Raw genomic sequence first — 20,872 nt, 5'->3', positions numbered from 1 at the left:
GGGCGGGACTCCCTACCCCTACGACTCCCTTAGTGCCGTTGTCGGCTCTGACTGTCGGTTCTGGCGACTCTCTCGGCTACAGACCCAGCTCGTTGTCGATGAAGGCGAACATCTCCTCGTCGCTGGCATCGTCCAACTGGTCGGCGACCGTGTCGGCCTCGGCCGACTGCCAGCCCGCGAGCAGCTTATGGAGCCGGCCGGCGATCTGGTCGCGGACCGCCGGGTCGAGCCCGTCGGTGGTCAGCGCGGCCTCGAACCGGTCGAGCTCGGCGAGAGCGGGCATAGGCGGAGCCGCCGGGGCAAGCTGCTCGCGGAGGTGCTCGGCCAGGTCACCGGGGGTCGGGTGGTCGAAGATTACCGTCGCGGGCAGGCGCAGGCCGGTCGCCGCGGCCAGGCCGTTGCGCAGCTCGACCGCGGTGAGCGAGTCGAAGCCCAGGTCGAGGAAGCCGCGAGTGGGCTCGATCGACTGGTCGTCCGCGTGGCCCAGCACGGTCACCGCGTGGCTGTGCACCAGGTCCAGCAGCAGCCCGAGTTGGCCTTCCCGCGGCAGCGCCGCCAGCCGCTGGGTGACCGGCACCGCCGCCACGGGAGCAACGGCCCTGGCCTTGGGCCGCCGGACCAGGCCGCGCAGCAGCGGCGGAATCTCCCCGGCCTCCCGTACGGCCGCCAGGTCGAGCCGGATCGCCACGACCGGCGTCGCCGGCGCGGCCACGGCCGCGTCGAACGCCGCGAGCCCGGACTCGGCGTCGAACGGCAGCACGCCTGCCCTGGCCATCCGCTGCCGGTCGGTCTCCTCCAGGTCACCGGCCATGCCGCCGTCGGCCCACGGCCCCCAGGCCAGCGCCTGTCCCGGCAGGCCGAGCGCCCGGCGGTGCTGGGCGAGCGCGTCGAGGAACGCGTTGGCCGCCGCGTAGTTCCCCTGGCCCGGCGTGCCGAAGGCCGCCGACGCGGACGAGAACAGCACGAACGCCGACAGGTCCAGGTCGCGGGTCAGCTCGTGCAGGTGCAGCGCGCCGTCCGCCTTGGGGCGCAGTACGCGGTCGAGCTGACCGGGCGTCATCCGCTCGATGATCCCGTCGGCCAGGACGCCGGCGGTGTGCACGACAGCGGTCAGCGGATGCTCCGCGGGGATCTCGGCGAGCACGGCCGCCAGCGCGGCCCGGTCGGCCACGTCGGCCGCCGCGAGCGTGACCTTGGCGCCCTCCGCGCGGAGTTCCTCGGCGAGCGCCTGCCCGCCGCCGGTGCGGCTGACCAGGACCAGCCGGTCGACTCCGTGGGAGGCGACGAGATGCCGCGCCACCTGGCCGGCGAGCGCGCCAGACCCACCGGTGATCAGCGCGGTGCCCGCGCCGAACTGCCCGGACGCCGGATCGGCCGCTTCGGTGCCTGCCGAGGTGCGCTCCAGCCGTGGCGCGAACAGCATGCCTCCACGGATCGCCAGCTGGGGCTCGCCGGAGGCCGGCGCGGCCGGCAGAGCCGACCAGGACGCGGCATCGTCGTCGAGGTCGACCAGCAGGAACCGGTCGGGGTTCTCCTGCTGGGCGGTGCGGATCAGCCCCCAGACGGCCGCGCCGACGAGGTCGACACCGCCGCGTTCCGGCAGGACCGCGTTCCGGGTCAGCACCACCAAGCGGGAGTCGGTGGCAAGCGAGTGCTGCAGGATCTCCAGCACCCGGCGCGTCTCGGTGTGCGTCGCCTCGGCGACCTCCTCGGCCGCGACACCGACCTCTTCGGCCCCGACACCGCCGACGGCCAAGAGCACGACCGGAGCGCCGAGGGTGTCCCGCGCGGGCACGCCGGGCAGTTCCGGCAGCGGCTCGCCGAGCACCGCCCAGCCGGCCGCCGCCGGCGAAGCGGTCGGCGCGGAGGGCATCGGCACCCGCTCCCATCCGAGCGCGAACAGGTCGGTCGCGCCGGGCCTGGTGGAGGGAACCGGCCGCAGCACCAGCGACCCGACCGTGAGTACGACTTGTCCCTCCGCGGTGAACGCCTCGAGCCGCACGGCGTCGTTGCCGGCCGGGCTGAGCCGGACCCGCAGCCGGTCCGCGCCGGTGGCATACAGGGTCACGTCCGACCAGCTGAACGGCAGCCGGGCCGCCCCGTCACCGCCGTCGCCGTCGCCGTCGCCGTCGCCTGCCAGGCTCAGCGCGTGCAGCGCCGCGTCGACCAGAGCGGGATGCGCGCCGAATCGGGATGCCTCCCGCTGCCGGTCGTCGTCGAGGACCACCTCGGCGAACAGGTCGTCGCCATGCCGCCAGACCGCCTGCAGGGCCTGGAACGCCGGTCCGTAGTCCAGGCCGAGGTCCCGGAGTCCGGCGTAGAAGCCGTCGAGCGGCACCGGCGTGGCATCCACGGGCGGCCAGGAGCCCATGACCGGTCCGACTGCCGCGCCGGTCGGCGCGAGGCTGCCGGTGCCGTGGTGCTGCCAGTCGCCGCCGCTCTCGTCACGGGAGTGGATCCGCAAGGCCCGGTGGCCCCGCTCGTCGGGGCCGTCCACCGTCACCTGGAGCTGGATCGCGGTGCGCTCCGGGACGACGAGCGGCGCGTGCAGCGTCAGCTCCTCGACGATGTCGCAGCCGACCTGGTGGGCGGCCTGCATCGCGAGCTCCAGCAGCGCGGTCCCCGGCAGCAGCGCCGCGCCGGTGACGACGTGGTCGGCGAGCCAGGGCTGGGTGCGCTGCGAGAGCCGGCCGGTGAGCACCACTCCGTCTCCGTCGACCAGCGGCACGACCGCGGCGAGCAGGGGGTGGTCGGCGGCCGCGAGCCCGGCCGCGCTCAGGTCTCCGGCACTGCGGGCCGGCGTGATCCAGTACCGCCGGCGCTGGAAGGCGTACGTCGGCAGCGTCACCGGCCGGACGCCCTGGTGCAGCGCGGTCCAGTCGGCCGTTGCGCCGTGGACGTGCAGGGTGGCCAGAGCGGTCAGCGCGGTGGTGGCCTCGTCGCGGTCGCGGCGCAGCATCGGGACGGCCACCGCTTGCGGGTCGTGGACCAGGGCCGACAGGACGCCGTCCGGGCCCAGTTCCAGGAACCGGCTGATGCCGTCCAGGCCGTGCAGGCTGTCCAGGGAATCAAGGGCGTCGGCGAATCGGACCGGCTGACGGACCTGCTCCACCCAGTAACCCGGATCCGACCACTGACCGGGCTCGACGGGGCGACCGGTGACCGTGGAGACAGCTGGGAGCGTCGGCTCGCCGAAGGTGAGTGTCTCCACGACCGTGCGGAACTCCGCGAGCATCGGCTCCATCAGACGCGAGTGGAACGCGTGACTGGTGCGCAGCTGGTTGATCTTCCAGCCCCGCTCCCGCGCGACGGCTGCGATCTGTTCGATGTCGATCTCGGCTCCGGACACCACAACTGACTGCGGCGCGTTCACCGCCGCGATGTCGATGTCCGCGAACGCCTCCCGCACCTCCGCCTCGGAGGCGCCGACCGCCAGCATCGCGCCGCCCGCCGGCAACGCCTGCATCAACCGTCCCCGGGCCACGACCAGCGCCGCCGCGTCCGCAAGGCTCAAGACCCCGGCGGCGTAGGCAGCGGCGATCTCGCCGATCGAGTGGCCCGCGACAACGTCCGGCACCACGCCCCAGTGCGAGAGCAGCGCATGCAACGCCACCTCCACCGCGAAGATCGCCGGCTGGGCGTACCCCGTCTGGCCGATCAGCCCCTCGTCGGAGAGCACGTCCATCAGCGGCTGGTCCAGATGCGCGTCCACATGGGACGCCACCTCGTCGAACGCGTCCGCGAACACAGGGAACGCCGCATACAGGCCCTGGCCCATCGCCACCCGCTGCGACCCCTGACCGGAGAAGAGGAATCCGACTCGACCGGGGCGTGCCACCCCGGTCAGGCCGCCGGTCCCTGACGCGATCGCGTCCAAGCCGCTGAGGAGCGCATCCCGGTCGGCCGCGAGTACGACCGCCCGGTGGGCCAGGGCCGGGCGCCGGATCGCCGCCGCGGCGAGCGCGCGGAGATCCTGGTCGGCGACGGTCCGAAGCCGCTGCGCCTGCGCCCGCAGGGCCTCCTCGGTGTGTCCGGCGAGCGGCACCGGCACGACCGGCAACGCCGAGACGGCTGCCGGGTCCTCCGGTGCGGGCGCTTCTTCGAGGACCACGTGGGCGTTCGTCCCGCTGACGCCGAAGGCGGACACGCCCGCGCGGCGCGGCCGGGTCCCGGCCGGCCACGGCTGTGCCTCCGTCAGCAGCGAGACCGCCCCCACAGTCCAGTCGACATGCGGGGAAGCCTCGTCGACGTGCAGCGTCCCGGGCAGCAGTTCGTGTCGCAGAGCCAGGACCATCTTCGCGATGCCGGCCACGCCTGCCGCGGCCTGAGTGTGTCCGATGTTCGACTTCACCGAGCCAAGCCACAGCGGCCGGTTCTCCGAGCGATCCTGGCCGTAGGTTGCCAGGAGTGCCTGCGCCTCGATCGGGTCACCCAGCGTGGTACCGGTGCCGTGGGCCTCAACCGCGTCGACGTCCTGGGAGGTCAGGCCGGCGTTGGCTAGCGCGGCCCGGATGACCCGCTGTTGCGACGGGCCGTTCGGCGCCGTCAGCCCGTTCGACGCCCCGTCCTGGTTGACTGCCGTACCCCGCACGACGGCGAGAATCTCGTGACCGAGCCGCCGGGCATCGGACAGCCGCTCGATCAGCAGCATGCCGGCGCCCTCGGACCAGCCGGTGCCGTCGGCCGCCGCCGCGAAGGACTTGCACCGGCCGTCCGGGGAAAGCCCCCGCTGCCGGGAGAACTCCACGAACACATCCGCGTTCGGCATCACGGTGACGCCGCCGACCAGCGCCATCGAGCACTCACCCGCCCGCAATGCCTGCGCGGCGAGATGCAACGCGACCAGCGACGACGAACACGCCGTGTCGACGGTGACCGTCGGCCCCTCCAGGCCGAAGGTGTAGGCGACCCGACCGGACATCACCGACGAGGCGGTACCGGTGAGCATGTATCCCTCAAGACCGTCCACGGACTCGCCCGGTCCGTTCCCGTACCCCATGAACGAGGCGCCGACGAACACGCCGACCGGCTCGCCGCGCAGGGCGAGCGGATTGACCTTGGCCGCCTCGAACGCCTCCCACGAGGTCTCCAACAACAACCGCTGCTGCGGATCCATCGCCAACGCCTCACGCGGCGAAATCCCGAACAACTCGGCGTCGAACTCGGCCGCGCCATAGAGGAATCCGCCGTGCCGGGTATACGAGGTGCCCGCGTGGTCCGGGTCGGGGTGATAGAGGGCTTCCAGGTCCCAGCCGCGGTCCGTCGGGAAGGTCCCGATCCCGTCCCGGCCGGAAGCGACCAGGTCCCAGTACTCCTCGGGCGTCTCCACCCCGCCAGGCAGACGCAGGCCCATGCCCACGATGACGATCGGGTCCTCGGTGGTCACCGCCGTGACCTTGGCCACCTGCTCCGGGGCGTCCACACCGACGACCTCCTCGAGCAAGAACCCGGCCAGCCGTTCGGCGCTCGGATAGTCGAACGCCAGCGTCGCCGGCAGCGCCAGCCCGGTCGCGGCCCGCAACCGATTCCGCAACTCCACCGCCGTCAACGAATCAAAACCCAAATCCTTGAACGCCCGCCCCGGCTCCACCACCTCCGCCGAGGCATGCCCCAACACCGCGGCAACCTCAACCCGCACCAACTCCAGCACACTCCGCCGCCGCTCCACCCCAGACAGCGGCGCCAACCGACCGGCCAAGCCGGAATCCACCTCCGGCACGACAGCCAACACAGCCGCCTCCGGCAACTCATCGAAAAGCGGCCTGGCCCGGCTCGCCGTGAACAACGGCAAGAACTCCGCCCACCGTACGTCCGCGACCGTAAGCGCCTCATCCCCGCAACCAACAGCCACCGCCAACGCCGCCAACGCACGACCCGGAGCCATCGGAGTCAGTCCACGACGCCGCAACTGACTGGCCACCGCACTGTCAGCAGCCATGCCGACCTCAGCCCACGGACCCCACGCCACAGCCGTACCCGACAACCCCACCGCACGACGCCGCGCAACCAAAGCATCCAACGCCGCATTCGCAGCCCCATAAGCCGCCTGCTCACCACTGCCCCACACACCCGAAATCGACGAGAACACCACAAAGGCATCCACGTCACCCACCAACTCATCCAGATGCAAAGCCCCATCAACCTTGCCACGCACCACACGCTCCAAATGCGCCTGGTCCGCATCCCGCAACGCGACATCCTCACCCACACCGGCCGCATGCACCACCGCATCGACCTCACCCACCGCAGCCAGCAAAGCCTCCACAGCCACCCGGTCAGCCATGTCACACGCATGCACCTCCGCATGCGGCAACTCGGCAAGCAGCCCTGCCGCCCCGGGCGACTCCAGACCCCGCCGCGAAACCAGCACCAACCGCTCAGCACCATTGACCGCCACCCAGCGGGCCACCTCAGCACCCAGACCACCCGTACCCCCAGTGATCAACACCGTGCCACACGGCCGCCACACCTCACCCCGCGAAGCCGGAGCATGCACCAGACGCCGCACCAGAACACCACCACCGCGTACAGCGACCTGATCCTCCGCCCCCAACGCCCCCGCCAGCACCGCCCCGACCCGGCCCGCAGCCCGGCCATCGATCACCCCAGGCAGATCCAGCAGACCACCCCACAACTCCGGATACTCCAACCCCACCGCACGCCCAAAGCCCCAGAGCTGTGCCTGCCGTACATCCACCGCGCCATCCGCCCGGCCCGTGGCCACCGCACCCCGCGTCACCAACCACAACAGGGCGCCGCTCGCTGTGTCGGTCATCGCCTGGACCAGCTCCAGCGCTTCTTCCAAGGACTCCGGGGCCGCTACGACGCCTGTGACGTCCAGGCCATTCAGGCGGGCGGCCAGCTCCGCCCTCGGTCCCGACGGCACTGCGACGACCGTGGCGCCGTGAGGCTCCAGTACGGCGGAGAGCGGGGCGTCGCCGACCAGCACCCAGGTGCCCGACAGGCGCGCGGCTCCAGGCTCCGGGACTCTCTCCCAGGTGACCTGGTAGCGCCAGCCGTCCAGCGTGGAGCGCTCGCGACCCTGCGCCCGCCAGCTGGCGAGTGCCGGGAGGACGCCTTCGAGGGCGGTCTCCGCGACGCCGAGTTGCGTGGACAGGCCCGGCAGGTCGCCCTGCTCGATACGGTTCCAGAAGCTCGCCTCGACGGGATCGACGGCGGCACCGGTCTTCTCCGGCCGGGGTTCCAGCCAGTACCGGCGGCGCTGGAACGCGTAGGTGGGCAGTTCGGCCGCCTCCGCCCCGGTGAACAGTTGCGTCCAGTCGGCCGTTGCGCCGTGGACGTGCAGGGTGGCCAGAGCAGTCAGCGCGGTAGTGGCCTCGTCGCGGTCGCGGCGCAGCATCGGGACGGCCACCGCTTGCGGGTCGTGGACCAGGGCCGACAGGACGCCGTCCGGGCCCAGCTCCAGGAACCTGCCGATGCCGTCGAGGGAATCGAGCGCGTCGGCGAATCGGACCGGCTGGCGGACCTGCTCCACCCAGTAACCCGGATCCGACCACTGGCCGGGCTCGACAGGGCGGCCGGTGACCGTGGAGACAGCTGGGAGCGTCGGCTCGGCGAAGGTGAGTGTCTCTGCGACCGTGCGGAACTCGGCGAGCATCGGCTCCATCAGACGCGAGTGGAACGCGTGGCTCGTACGCAACCGGTTGGTCTTCCAGCCCCGCTCACCGGCCAGTGAGGCGACCTGCTCGACTTCTGCTTCAAGCCCCGACACGACCACCGCAGCCGGGCCGTTCACCGCCGCGATGTCGATGTCCGGGAACGCCTCCCGCACCTCCGCCTCCGAGGCACCCACCGCCATCATCGCCCCACCGGACGGCAACGCCTGCATCAACCGGCCCCGAGCCGCGACCAGCGCCACCGCATCCGCAAGGCTCAGGACCCCAGCCGCGTAGGCAGCCGTGATCTCGCCGATCGAGTGGCCCGCGACGACGTCAGGCTCCACACCCCAGGACCGCACCAACGCCAGCAGCGCCACCTCCACCGCGAAGATCGCAGGCTGCGCCCACCCGGTCTGGTCGATCAACCCCTCATCGCAGAGCACCTCCGCCAACGGCCGGTCCAGATGCGCGTCCACATACAACGCCACCTCATCAAACGCATCCGCGAACACCGGGAACACCTCATACAGACCCCGGCCCATCCCCACCCGCTGCGACCCCTGACCCGCAAACAGGAACCCGACCCGACCAGCCCCAGCCACCCCGACCAGACCACCACTCCCGGAGGCCACCGCATCAAGACCAACCGCCAACACGTCCACATCAGATGCCAACACCACTGCCCGATGCGCCAACGCCGGCCGCCGCGCGGCAGCCGCACCCCACGCCCACAGATCACCACCCACGACAGAACGGAACCGCCCTGCCTGCGCCCGCAACGCCTCCTCACTCGCCCCCGACAACACCACCGGAACCACCGGCAACGGTGCCGGACCGGCCACAGGCTCCACCACCGGCGGCTCCTCGATGATGACGTGCGCGTTCGTGCCCGAGACCCCGAACGCCGAGACACCCGCCCGCCGCGGACGCTCCCCCACCTCCCACGCCCGCGCCGACCTCAACAACTCCACACGACCCGCAGACCAATCCACATGCGGCGACACCTCATCCACATGCAACGTCGCAGGCAACACCCCATGCCGCATCGCCAAGACCATCTTCACAATGCCGGCCACACCCGCAGCCGCCTGGGTATGACCGATATTCGACTTCACCGACCCCAGCCACAACGGCCGGTTCCCCGAGCGATCCTGGCCGTAGGTTGCCAGGAGTGCCTGCGCCTCGATCGGGTCACCCAGCGTGGTACCGGTGCCGTGCGCCTCCACCGCATCCACATCCTGCGGGGCCAGCCCCGCAGACGCCAACGCCGCACGAATCACCCGCTGCTGCGACGGACCATTCGGCGCCGTCAACCCATTCGACGCACCATCCTGATTCACCGCCGTACCCCGCACGACGGCAAGAACCTCATGCCCCAACCGCCGGGCATCGGACAACCGCTCGATCAACAGCATGCCAGCGCCCTCGGACCAGCCCGTCCCATCGGCCGCCGCCCCGAAGGACTTGCACCGCCCGTCCGGGGAAAGCCCCCGCTGCCGGGAGAACTCCACGAACACATCCGCGTTCGGCATCACGGTGACACCGCCGACCAGCGCCATCGAACACTCACCCGCCCGCAACGCCTGCACGGCGACATGCAACGCCACCAACGACGACGAACACGCCGTATCCACCGTCACCGCCGGACCCTCCAGCCCGAACGAGTACGACACCCGCCCCGACAACACCGACGACGCCGTCCCCGTCAGCAGATAGCCCTCAACACCATCGGCCGACTCCCCCGGCCCGTTCCCATACCCCATGAACGAGGCCCCGACAAACACACCCACCGGCTCACCCCGCAAACCCAGCGGATCAACCCCACCCCGCTCCAACGCCTCCCACGAGGTCTCCAACAACAACCGCTGCTGCGGATCCATCGCCAACGCCTCACGCGGCGAAATCCCGAACAACTCGGCGTCGAACTCGGCCGCGCCATAGAGGAATCCGCCGTGCCGGGCATAAAACGTCCCCACATGCTCCGGATCCGGATGATAAAGCCCCTCCAAATCCCAACCACGATCCGCCGGAAACGCCCCGATACCGTCCCGGCCAGAAGCGACTAGGTCCCAGTACTCCTCAGGCGTCTCCACCCCACCCGGCAAACGCACCCCCATCCCAACAATCACAACCGGGTCATCATCCACCGAAACAACCGAACCACCCACACCCGCCGAAACAACCTCCCCACCGACCACCTCACTCAGCAAAAACTCAGCAAGCCGACCCGCACTCGGATGATCGAAAACCAGCGTCGCCGGCAGAGCCAAACCAGTCACCGCCCGCAACCGATTCCGCAACTCCACCGCCGTCAACGAATCAAAACCCAAATCCTTGAACGCCCGCCCCGGCTCCACCACCTCCGCCGAGGCATGCCCCAACACCGCGGCAACCTCAACCCGCACCAACTCCAGCACACTCCGCCGCCGCTCCACCCCAGACAGCGGCGCCAACCGACCGGCCAAGCCGGAATCCACCTCCGGCACGACAGCCAACACAGCCGCCTCCGGCAACTCATCGAAAAGCGGCCTGGCCCGGCTCGCCGTGAACAACGGCAAGAACTCCGCCCACCGTACGTCCGCGACCGTAAGCGCCTCATCCCCGCAACCAACAGCCACCGCCAACGCCGCCAACGCACGACCCGGAGCCATCGGAGTCAGTCCACGACGCCGCAACTGACTGGCCACCGCACTGTCAGCAGCCATGCCGACCTCAGCCCACGGACCCCACGCCACAGCCGTACCCGACAACCCCACCGCACGACGCCGCGCAACCAAAGCATCCAACGCCGCATTCGCAGCCCCATAAGCCGCCTGCTCACCACTGCCCCACACACCCGAAATCGACGAGAACACCACAAAGGCATCCACGTCACCCACCAACTCATCCAGATGCAAAGCCCCATCAACCTTGCCACGCACCACACGCTCCAAATGCGCCTGGTCCGCATCCCGCAACGCGACATCCTCACCCACACCGGCCGCATGCACCACCGCATCGACCTCACCCACCGCAGCCAGCAAAGCCTCCACAGCCACCCGGTCAGCCATGTCACACGCATGCACCTCCGCATGCGGCAACTCGGCAAGCAGCCCTGCCGCCCCGGGCGACTCCAGACCCCGCCGCGAAACCAGCACCAACCGCTCAGCACCATTGACCGCCACCCAGCGGGCCACCTCAGCACCCAGACCACCCGTACCCCCAGTGATCAACACCGTGCCACACGGCCGCCACACCTCACCCCGCGAAGCCGGAGCATGCACCAGACGCCGCACCAGAACACCACCACCGCGTACAGCGACCTGATCCTCCGCCCCCAACGCCCCCGCCAGCACCGCCCCGACCCGCACCACCGCACGCTGGTCCAACTCAGCCGGCAGATCCAGCAACCCACCCCACAACTCCGGATGCTCCAACCCCACCGCACGCCCAAAGCCCCAGAGCTGTGCCTGGATCGGGCTGGTCGGCGCGGCCGCGCGGCCTACGGACACCGCGCCCTGGGTGACCAGCCAAAGCGGTGCGGCCAACTCAGCGTCCAGGTAAGCCTGGACGACGGCGAGGGAGTCGAGCAGCGGCGCGTCCTCAAGCGCGGCAAGGCTCACCACGCCGGCGACCGGACCGTCCAGTGCCCGCAGCCGCTCCGCCAGCACAGGTCGCTCGGCCGTTCCGATTGTCAGGACATGAGCACCCTGGCTGGTCAGGGCCGTGGCGAGTCCGACCGAGTCGTCGCCGATGAGCGCCCAGGTGCCACGAAGCGCCTGCTCGGCCAGGTCGGTAACCGGCTTCCAACTGACGTGGTAACGCCAGCCATCCAACCGCGAACGCTCCCGCCCCCGCGCCCGCCACGACGACAACGCCGGCAGCACACTCTCCAACGGAGAACTCGGCTCCACACCCAACTCCGCGGCAAGCCCGGCCAGATCACCCCGAGCAACCGTCTCCCAGAACCCCGCATCCACAGGATCGACCACACCGGCCCTCTCCAGACGCGACTCCAGCCAATACCGCTGACGCTGGAACGCATACGTGGGCAACTCCACCGGCTCCACCCCAGTGAACAACTGCGCCCAGTCCACCTCCACCCCGTGGACGTGCAGCGTGGCCAGGGCGGTCAGCGCGGTAGTGGCCTCATCCCGCTCCCGGCGCAGCACGGGGACGGCCACCGCTTCCGGATCCTGGACCAGGGCGGACAGCACACCGTCCGGGCCCAGCTCCACAAACCTGCCGATGCCGTCGAGAGAATCGAGCGCGTCAGCGAATCGGACCGGCTGGCGGACCTGCTCCACCCAGTAACCCGGATCCGACCACTGCCCGGGCTCGACAGGACGGCCGGTCACCGTAGAGACCGCCGGGAGCATCGGCTCAGCAAAACTCAGCGTCTCCACGACCGTGCGGAACTCCGCGAGCATCGGCTCCATCAGACGCGAGTGGAACGCGTGACTGGTGCGCAGCCGGCTCGTCTTCCAGCCCCGCTCACCGGCCAGCGAGGCGACCTGCTCCACTTCTGCTACAAGCCCCGACACCACCACCGCAGCCGGGCCGTTCACCGCCGCGAGGTCGATCTCCGGGAACGCCTCCCGCACCTCCGCCTCCGAAGCACCCACCGCCAGCATCGCGCCGCCCGCCGGCAACGCCTGCATCAACCGCCCCCGCGCCACGACCAGCGCCGCCGCGTCCGCAATGCTGAGAACCCCGGCCACGTACGCAGCCGTGATCTCTCCAATCGAGTGACCCACCAGCACATCGGCGCGCACACCCCAGTGCGAGAGCAGCGCATGCAACGCCACCTCCACCGCGAAGATCGCCGGCTGCGCATACCCCGTCTGGTCGATCAACCCCTCATCCGACAACACCTCCACCAACGGCCGGTCCAGATGCGCGTCCACATACAACGCCACCTCATCAAACGCATCCGCGAACACCGGGAACACCTCATACAGACCCCGGCCCATCCCCACCCGCTGCGACCCCTGACCCGCAAACAGGAACCCGACCCGACCAGCCCCAGCCACCCCGACCAGACCACCACTCCCGGAGGCCACCGCATCAAGACCAACCGCCAACACGTCCACATCAGATGCCAACACCACTGCCCGATGCGCCAACGCCCCACGACGGACCGACTCAAGCCCGACGCCAAGCAGATCTGTGTCCGCCACCGCACACAGCCGCTGCGCCTGGGCGCGCAGCGCCTCCTCACTCGCCCCCGACAACACCACCGGAACCACCGGCAACCGCACACCCGTCGTCGCCGCCACGACCGGCTCCACCACCGGCGGCTCCTCGATGATGACGTGCGCGTTCGTGCCCGAGACCCCGAACGCCGAGACACCCGCCCGCCGCGGACGCTCCCCCACCTCCCACGCCCGCGCCGACCTCAACAACTCCACACGACCCGCAGACCAATCCACATGCGGCGACACCTCATCCACATGCAACGTCGCAGGCAACACCCCATGCCGCATCGCCAAGACCATCTTCACAATGCCGGCCACACCCGCAGCCGCCTGGGTATGACCGATATTCGACTTCACCGACCCCAGCCACAACGGCCGGTTCCCCGAGCGATCCTGGCCGTAGGTTGCCAGGAGTGCCTGCGCCTCGATCGGGTCACCCAGCGTGGTACCGGTGCCGTGCGCCTCCACCGCATCCACATCCTGCGGGGCCAGCCCCGCAGACGCCAACGCCGCACGAATCACCCGCTGCTGCGACGGACCATTCGGCGCCGTCAACCCATTCGACGCACCATCCTGATTCACCGCCGTACCCCGCACCACCGCCAACACCCGACGCCCCCCAGCCCGCGCCGACGACAACCGCTCCACCAACAGCATGCCAGCGCCCTCGGACCAGCCCGTCCCATCGGCCGCCGCCCCGAAGGACTTGCACCGCCCGTCCGGGGAAAGCCCCCGCTGCCGGGAGAACTCCACGAACACATCCGCGTTCGGCATCACGGTGACACCGCCGACCAGCGCCATCGAACACTCACCCGCCCGCAACGCCTGCACGGCGACATGCAACGCCACCAACGACGACGAACACGCCGTATCCACCGTCACCGCCGGACCCTCCAGCCCGAACGAGTACGACACCCGCCCCGACAACACCGACGACGCCGTCCCCGTCAGCAGATAGCCCTCAACACCATCGGCCGACTCCCCCGGCCCGTTCCCATACCCCATGAACGAGGCCCCGACAAACACACCCACCGGCTCACCCCGCAAACCCAGCGGATCAACCCCACCCCGCTCCAACGCCTCCCACGAGGTCTCCAACAACAACCGCTGCTGCGGATCCATCGCCAACGCCTCACGCGGCGAAATCCCGAACAACTCGGCGTCGAACTCGGCCGCGCCATAGAGGAATCCGCCGTGCCGGGTATACGAGGTGCCCGCGTGGTCCGGGTCGGGGTGATAGAGGGCTTCCAGGTCCCAGCCGCGGTCCGTCGGGAAGGTCCCGATCCCGTCCCGGCCGGAAGCGACCAGGTCCCAGTACTCCTCGGGCGTCTCCACCCCGCCAGGCAGACGCAGGCCCATGCCCACGATGACGATCGGGTCCTCGGTGGTCACCGCCGTGACCTTGGCCACCTGCTCCGGGGCGTCCACACCGACGACCTCCTCGAGCAAGAACCCGGCCAGCCGTTCGGCGCTCGGATAGTCGAACGCCAGCGTCGCCGGCAGCGCCAGCCCGGTCGCGGCCCGCAACCGATTCCGCAACTCCACCGCCGTCAACGAATCAAAACCCAAATCCTTGAACGCCCGCCCCGGCTCCACCACCTCCGCCGAGGCATGCCCCAACACCGCGGCAACCTCAACCCGCACCAACTCCAGCACACTCCGCCGCCGCTCCACCCCAGACAGCGGCGCCAACCGACCGGCCAAGCCGGAATCCACCTCCGGCACGACAGCCAACACAGCCGCCTCCGGCAACTCATCGAAAAGCGGCCTGGCCCGGCTCGCCGTGAACAACGGCAAGAACTCCGCCCACCGTACGTCCGCGACCGTAAGCGCCTCATCCCCGCAACCAACAGCCACCGCCAACGCCGCCAACGCACGACCCGGAGCCATCGGAGTCAGTCCACGACGCCGCAACTGACTGGCCACCGCACTGTCAGCAGCCATGCCGACCTCAGCCCATGGACCCCACGCCACAGCCGTACCCGACAACCCCACCGCACGACGCCGCGCAACCAAAGCATCCAACGCCGCATTCGCAGCCCCATAAGCCGCCTGCTCACCACTGCCCCACACACCCGAAATCGACGAGAACACCACAAAGGCATCCACGTCACCCACCAACTCATCCAGATGCAAAGCCCCATCAACCTTGCCACGCACCACACGCTCCAAATGCGCCTGGTCCGCATCCCGCAACGCGACATCCTCACCCACACCGGCCGCATGCACCACCGCATCGACCTCACCCACCGCAGCCAGCAAAGCCTCCACAGCCACCCGGTCAGCCATGTCACACGCATGCACCTCCGCATGCGGCAACTCGGCAAGCAGCCCTGCCGCCCCGGGCGACTCCAGACCCCGCCGCGAAACCAGCACCAACCGCTCAGCACCATTGACCGCCACCCAGCGGGCCACCTCAGCACCCAGACCACCCGTACCCCCAGTGATCAACACCGTGCCACACGGCCGCCACACCTCACCCCGCGAAGCCGGAGCATGCACCAGACGCCGCACCAGAACACCACCACCGCGTACAGCGACCTGATCCTCCGCCCCCAACGCCCCCGCCAGCACCGCCCCGACCCGGCCCGCAGCCCGGCCATCGATCACCCCAGGCAGATCCAGCAGACCACCCCACAACTCCGGATACTCCAACCCCACCGCACGCCCAAAGCCCCACAATTCAGCCTGATGGACATCCACCACACCATCAGCACGACCCGCAACCACCGCACCCCGCGTTGCCAACCACAACGGAGCCCGGCACCCCACCTCCACCAACGCCTGGACCAGGGACAGCGTCTCACCGACCGAACCGAGCACCGAGACAACACCGGCCGCTTCCAGTCCCGCCAGCCGAGCCGTCAGGTCTGCGCGGGAGCCCGCCGGCACTGCCGTGACGTCCGCGCCGAGTTCAGCAAGCACCTCGGCGAGGCCAAAGTTGTCGTCGCCGACCAGCACCCAGTTCCCGGTGAGCCGTGCCGGGGCCGCGTTGGCGGGCTTCCAAGTGACGCGGTAGCGCCATCCGTCGAGCAGCGATCGCTCCCGGCCCCGCGCGTGCCACGCGGCCAGCGCCGGGACCAGGCTCGCCAGCGCGGTGGCTTCCACGCCGAGTCGGTCGGCCAAGGTGCCGACGTCACCCTTCTCGACCGCCGCCCAGAACCCGTCCTGGTCTCGGTCGCCGCTGGGCGTGGCCCTCTTGGCAGGCCAGAACCGCTCTCGCTGGAACGCGTACGTCGGCAGATCAGCATTCCGGGCCTGGCCGAACAACTGCGTCCAATCGACCGTTACGCCGTGGACGTGCAGGGTGGCCAGAGCGGTCAGCGCGGTAGTGGCCTCATCCCGCTCCCGGCGCAGCACGGGGACGGCCACCGCTTCCGGATCCTGGACCAGGGCGGACAGCACACCGTCCGGGCCCAGCTCCACAAACCTGCCGATGCCGTCGAGAGAATCGAGCGCGTCAGCGAATCGGACCGGCTGGCGGACCTGCTCCACCCAGTAACCCGGATCCGACCACTGCCCGGGCTCGACAGGACGGCCGGTCACCGTAGAGACCGCCGGGAGCATCGGCTCAGCAAAACTCAGCGTCTCCACGACCGTGCGGAACTCCGCGAGCATCGGCTCCATCAGACGCGAGTGGAACGCGTGACTGGTGCGCAGCCGGCTCGTCTTCCAGCCCCGCTCACCGGCCAGCGAGGCGACCTGCTCCACTTCTGCTACAAGCCCCGACACCACCACCGCAGCCGGGCCGTTCACCGCCGCGAGGTCGATCTCCGGGAACGCCTCCCGCACCTCCGCCTCCGAAGCACCCACCGCCAACATCGCCCCACCGGACGGCAACGCCTGCATCAACCGCCCCCGCGCCACGACCAACGCCGCCGCATCCGCCAGCGACAACACACCCGCCCCATACGCCGCCGCAATCTCACCGACCGAATGCCCAACCATCACATCCGGCACCACACCCCAATGCACCAACAACGCATGCAACGCCACCTCAACCGCGAAGATCGCCGGCTGCGCATACCCCGTCTGGTCGATCAACCCCTCATCGCAGAGCACCTCCGCCAACGGCCGGTCCAGATGCGCGTCCACATACAACGCCACCTCATCAAACGCATCCGCGAACACCGGGAACACCTCATACAGACCCCGGCCCATCCCCACCCGCTGCGACCCCTGACCCGCAAACAGGAACCCGACCCGACCAGACCCAGCCACCCCGACCAGACCACCACTCCCGGAGGCCACCGCATCAAGACCAACCGCCAACACGTCCACATCAGATGCCAACACCACTGCCCGATGCGCCAACGCCGGCCGCCGCGCGGCAGCCGCACCCCACGCCCACAGATCACCACCCACGACAGAACGGAACCGCCCTGCCTGCGCCCGCAACGCCTCCTCACTCGCCCCCGACAACACCACCGGAACCACCGGCAACCGTGCCGGACCGGCCACCACCTCCTCGGCCGGCGGCTCCTCAAGGATGACGTGCGCATTCGTACCGCTGATCCCAAATGAGGACACACCGGCTCGACGCGGCTGGCCAATGCTCGCCCAGGGCCGCGCCTCGGTCAGCAGTGACACTGCGCCGGAGACCCAGTCGACATGCGGCGACGCCTCGTCCACATGCAACGTCGCGGGCAGAGTCTCGTGCCGCAGCGCGAGCACCATCTTCAGTACACCGGCCGCGCCCGCAGCAGCCTGGGTGTGGCCGATGTTCGACTTCACCGATCCCAGCCACAACGGCCGCTCCTCCGACCGCCCTTGACCATAAGTCGCCAACAACGCCTGCGCCTCGATCGGATCACCCAGCGTCGTCCCCGTACCATGCGCCTCCACCGCATCCACATCCTGCGGGGCCAGCCCCGCAGACGCCAACGCCGCACGAATCACCCGCTGCTGCGACGGACCATTCGGCGCCGTCAACCCATTCGACGCACCATCCTGATTCACCGCCGTACCCCGCACCACCGCCAACACCCGACGCCCCCCAGCCCGCGCCGACGACAACCGCTCCACCACGAACACGCCGGCTCCCTCGCCCCAGGCGGTGCCGTCCGCGTCGGCGGCGAACGACTTGCACCGCCCGTCGGCGGCCAAGCCGCGCTGGCGGCTGAAGTCCAGGAAGGCTGTCGGGGTCGTCATCACGGTGACTCCGCCGACCAGCGCCATCGAACACTCACCCGACCGCAGTGCCTGCACCGCCAGATGCAACGCCACCAACGACGACGAACACGCCGTATCCACCGTCACCGCCGGACCCTCCAGCCCGAAGGTGTACGAGACCCGTCCGGACAGCACACTCGCCGCGTTGCCGGTGCCGATATGCCCGGCAGAGCCCGCGACGTCCTCGAACCCGTCGTCGAGCAGCGCAACGTAGTCCTGGCCGTTCGTGCCGGCGAACACGCCGACCTGCTCGCCCCGCAACGACAGCGGATCTATCCCCGCCCGCTCGAACGCCTCCCACGACGTCTCCAACAACAACCGCTGCTGCGGATCCATTGCCAACGCCTCACGCGGCGAAATCCCGAACAACCCCGCATCGAACTCGGGTGCGGCGGACACGAAGCCGCCTTCGCTGGTGTACGTGGTTCCGGGGTGGCCGGGATCCGGGTGGTAGAGCGCGTCCAGGTCCCAGCCTCGATCGGTGGGGAAGCCGCCCATCGCATCGGTGCCGGAGGCCAGGAGGTCCCAGAATGCCTCGGGAGTGTCGGCACCGCCCGGGAAGCGACAGGCCAGCCCGACGATGACGATCGGATCGTCGGTGGCCGACGCGGCCAGAGCGGCCGGCGCCTCCTCGGACAGGGGGCGGACGAGCTGGTCGAGTAGGAACGTGGTCAGCCGCTCGGCGTCCGGGTAGTCGAAGATCAGCGTCGTGGGCAGGACGAGCCCGGTGGCCGCGGCCAGCCGGTTCCGCAGCTCCATCGCGGTCAGCGAGTCGAATCCAAGTTCCTGGAACGAGCGGTCGGCCGTCACCACGTCGGCGGATCCATGCCCGAGCACGGCTGCGGCCTGGTCGCGGACCTCGGTCAGGACGGTGCGGCGCGCCTCGGCGGGCGGAAGGTCCGCCAGCCGCACGGCCAGCGGCAGCCGACCGGTCACCGTCACCTCCCGGCCCGACGCACGCAGCTCGGGCAGGTCGGCCAGGACCGACGCCGACCGGACCGCTCCGAGCTCGGCGGCGAAACGCTCCCAGCGCACGTCCGCGACGACCACCGTCGGTTCGCCGCTGCCCACCGCCGCCGCGAGGGTGGCCAGCGCCGGCTCCGGGGGCAGCAGCGAGAAACCGGTACGCCGGAACTGTGCCGACCCCGCGTGGCCGGCCATCATGCCGGCGTCGGCCCAGGGTCCCCAGGCGATCGAGGTCGCGGGCAGTCCCAGGGCCGCGCGGTGCTCGGCGAGCGCGTCGAGCGAGGCGTTGGCGGCGGCGTAGTTGGCTTGTCCCGGGTTGCCGAACACGCCGGCGGTCGAGGAGAACAGCACGAACGCCGAGAGCGGCCGGTGCGCGGTGAGTTCGTGCAGTTGCCAGGCCGCGCGGGCCTTGCTCGCCATCACCGCGTCGAGCCGGGCCGGGTCGAGGGCCGCGATCACGCCGTCGTCCAGCACCCCGGCGGCGTGCACGATCGCCAGGTCGGGTACGTCGTCGAACTCCCGCACCAGCGTCGCGACCGCGTCACGGTCAGTCAGGTCGCAGGCGTACGCCTCGACCTTGTCGAACTCCGCCACCAGATCACGGATGCCGTCCGCCGCGGCCCCTCGCCGACCGACGAGCACGACGCGGTCGGCACCGTGCTCGGCGGCCCACCGGGCGACCTGCCGACCGAGGCCGCCCGTGCCGCCGGTGACCAGGACCGTCCCACGCGGTTCCCAACTACTCCCGGAACGTTGCGGCGCCGACGTCAGACGGCGGACCAGCAGACCGGCGCCGCGAACGGCGATCTCGGTCTCGTCGTCCAGCCGACCGGCGAGCACGGCGGCCAGACGCGCGGTCGCACGTGCGTCGAGCCGCTCAGGGAGATCGATCAGACCACCCCAACGGTCGGGGTGCTCCAGCCCGACGACCCGTCCGAAGCCCCAGGTCTCCATCTGAAGCGGGTGAACGAACGGGTCGGCGGCGCCGGCCGTGACCGCGCCGCGAGTGAGCAGCCACAGCGGCGCTACGACATCGGCGTCACCGAGCGCTTGAACGACAGCCAGCGTCCCGGAGAGCGGCCCGGCCAGCGCTAGCACGCCGGTGATCGGTGTGTCGAGCGCCCGCAACTGGTCGGCCAGTTCGGCCCGCTCCCCGTTCTCCAGTCGCAACATGGTCGCGCCGTGGCTGGTCAGGGCCTCGGCCAGGGTGGCGGTGTCCTCGCCGAGCAGCAACCAGGTGCCGTCGAGCGGAGCCGGGCCGGGGTCGGTGACCGGCTTCCAGGTGACGCGGTAACGCCAGCCGTTGGTCTGGGCCCGCTCCCGGCCCCGGGCCCGCCACGACGCCAGCGCCGGCAACACGCCCGCCACGGCGTCGGTCTCGACCCCCAGCTCCGCGGCGAGCGCGGGCAGGTCGGCGCGGTCGACCGCGGACCAGAACCCCGCGTCGACCGGGTCGACGGCGCCTTTCTCCGGCCGTGTCTCCAGCCAGAACCGCTGACGCTGGAACGGGTACGTCGGCAGGGTCACCGGCCGGGCCCTGATTCCGGCGTATACGGCCTTCCAGTCGGCCGCTGCGCCGTGGACGTGCAGGGTGGCCAGGGCGGTCAGCGCGGTGGTGGCCTCATCCCGCTCCCGGCGCAGCACGGGGACGGCCACCGCCTCCGGATCCTGGACCAGGGCGGACAGCACACCGTCCGGGCCCAGCTCCACAAACCTGCCGATGCCGTCGAGGGAATCGAGCGCGTCGGCGAATCGGACCGGCTGGCGGACCTGCTCCACCCAGTAACCCGGATCCGACCACTGACCGGGCTCGACAGGGCGGCCGGTGACCGTGGAGACAGCTGGGAGCGTCGGCTCGGCGAAGGTGAGTGTCTCCACGACCGTGCGGAACTCCGCGAGCATCGGCTCCATCAGACGCGAGTGGAACGCGTGACTGGT

The 20,872-nt window shown here is 70.4% G+C and carries 1 protein-coding gene (cut by a window edge); it reads right to left on the bottom strand.

Annotated elements, in window-relative coordinates; translation table 11 throughout:
• Positions 1-76: 76 nt before the first annotated feature.
• A protein-coding gene (locus Q4V64_RS44510) for a type I polyketide synthase (RefSeq protein ID WP_303714365.1) crosses the window boundary here: on the bottom strand, positions 77-20,872 show its 3' portion. 20,121 nt of this gene lie beyond the right edge of the window; only the last 20,796 of its 40,917 coding nucleotides appear in the window; the start codon falls outside the window, past its right edge; the stop codon is at positions 77-79.

The organism is Streptomyces sp. NL15-2K, assembly GCF_030551255.1.
In the GTDB taxonomy this organism is placed as follows: Bacteria; Actinomycetota; Actinomycetes; order Streptomycetales; family Streptomycetaceae; genus Streptomyces.
The sequence above is the reverse complement of the archived record's forward strand: the minus strand, read 5'-3'. Positions and strand labels throughout refer to the sequence as shown.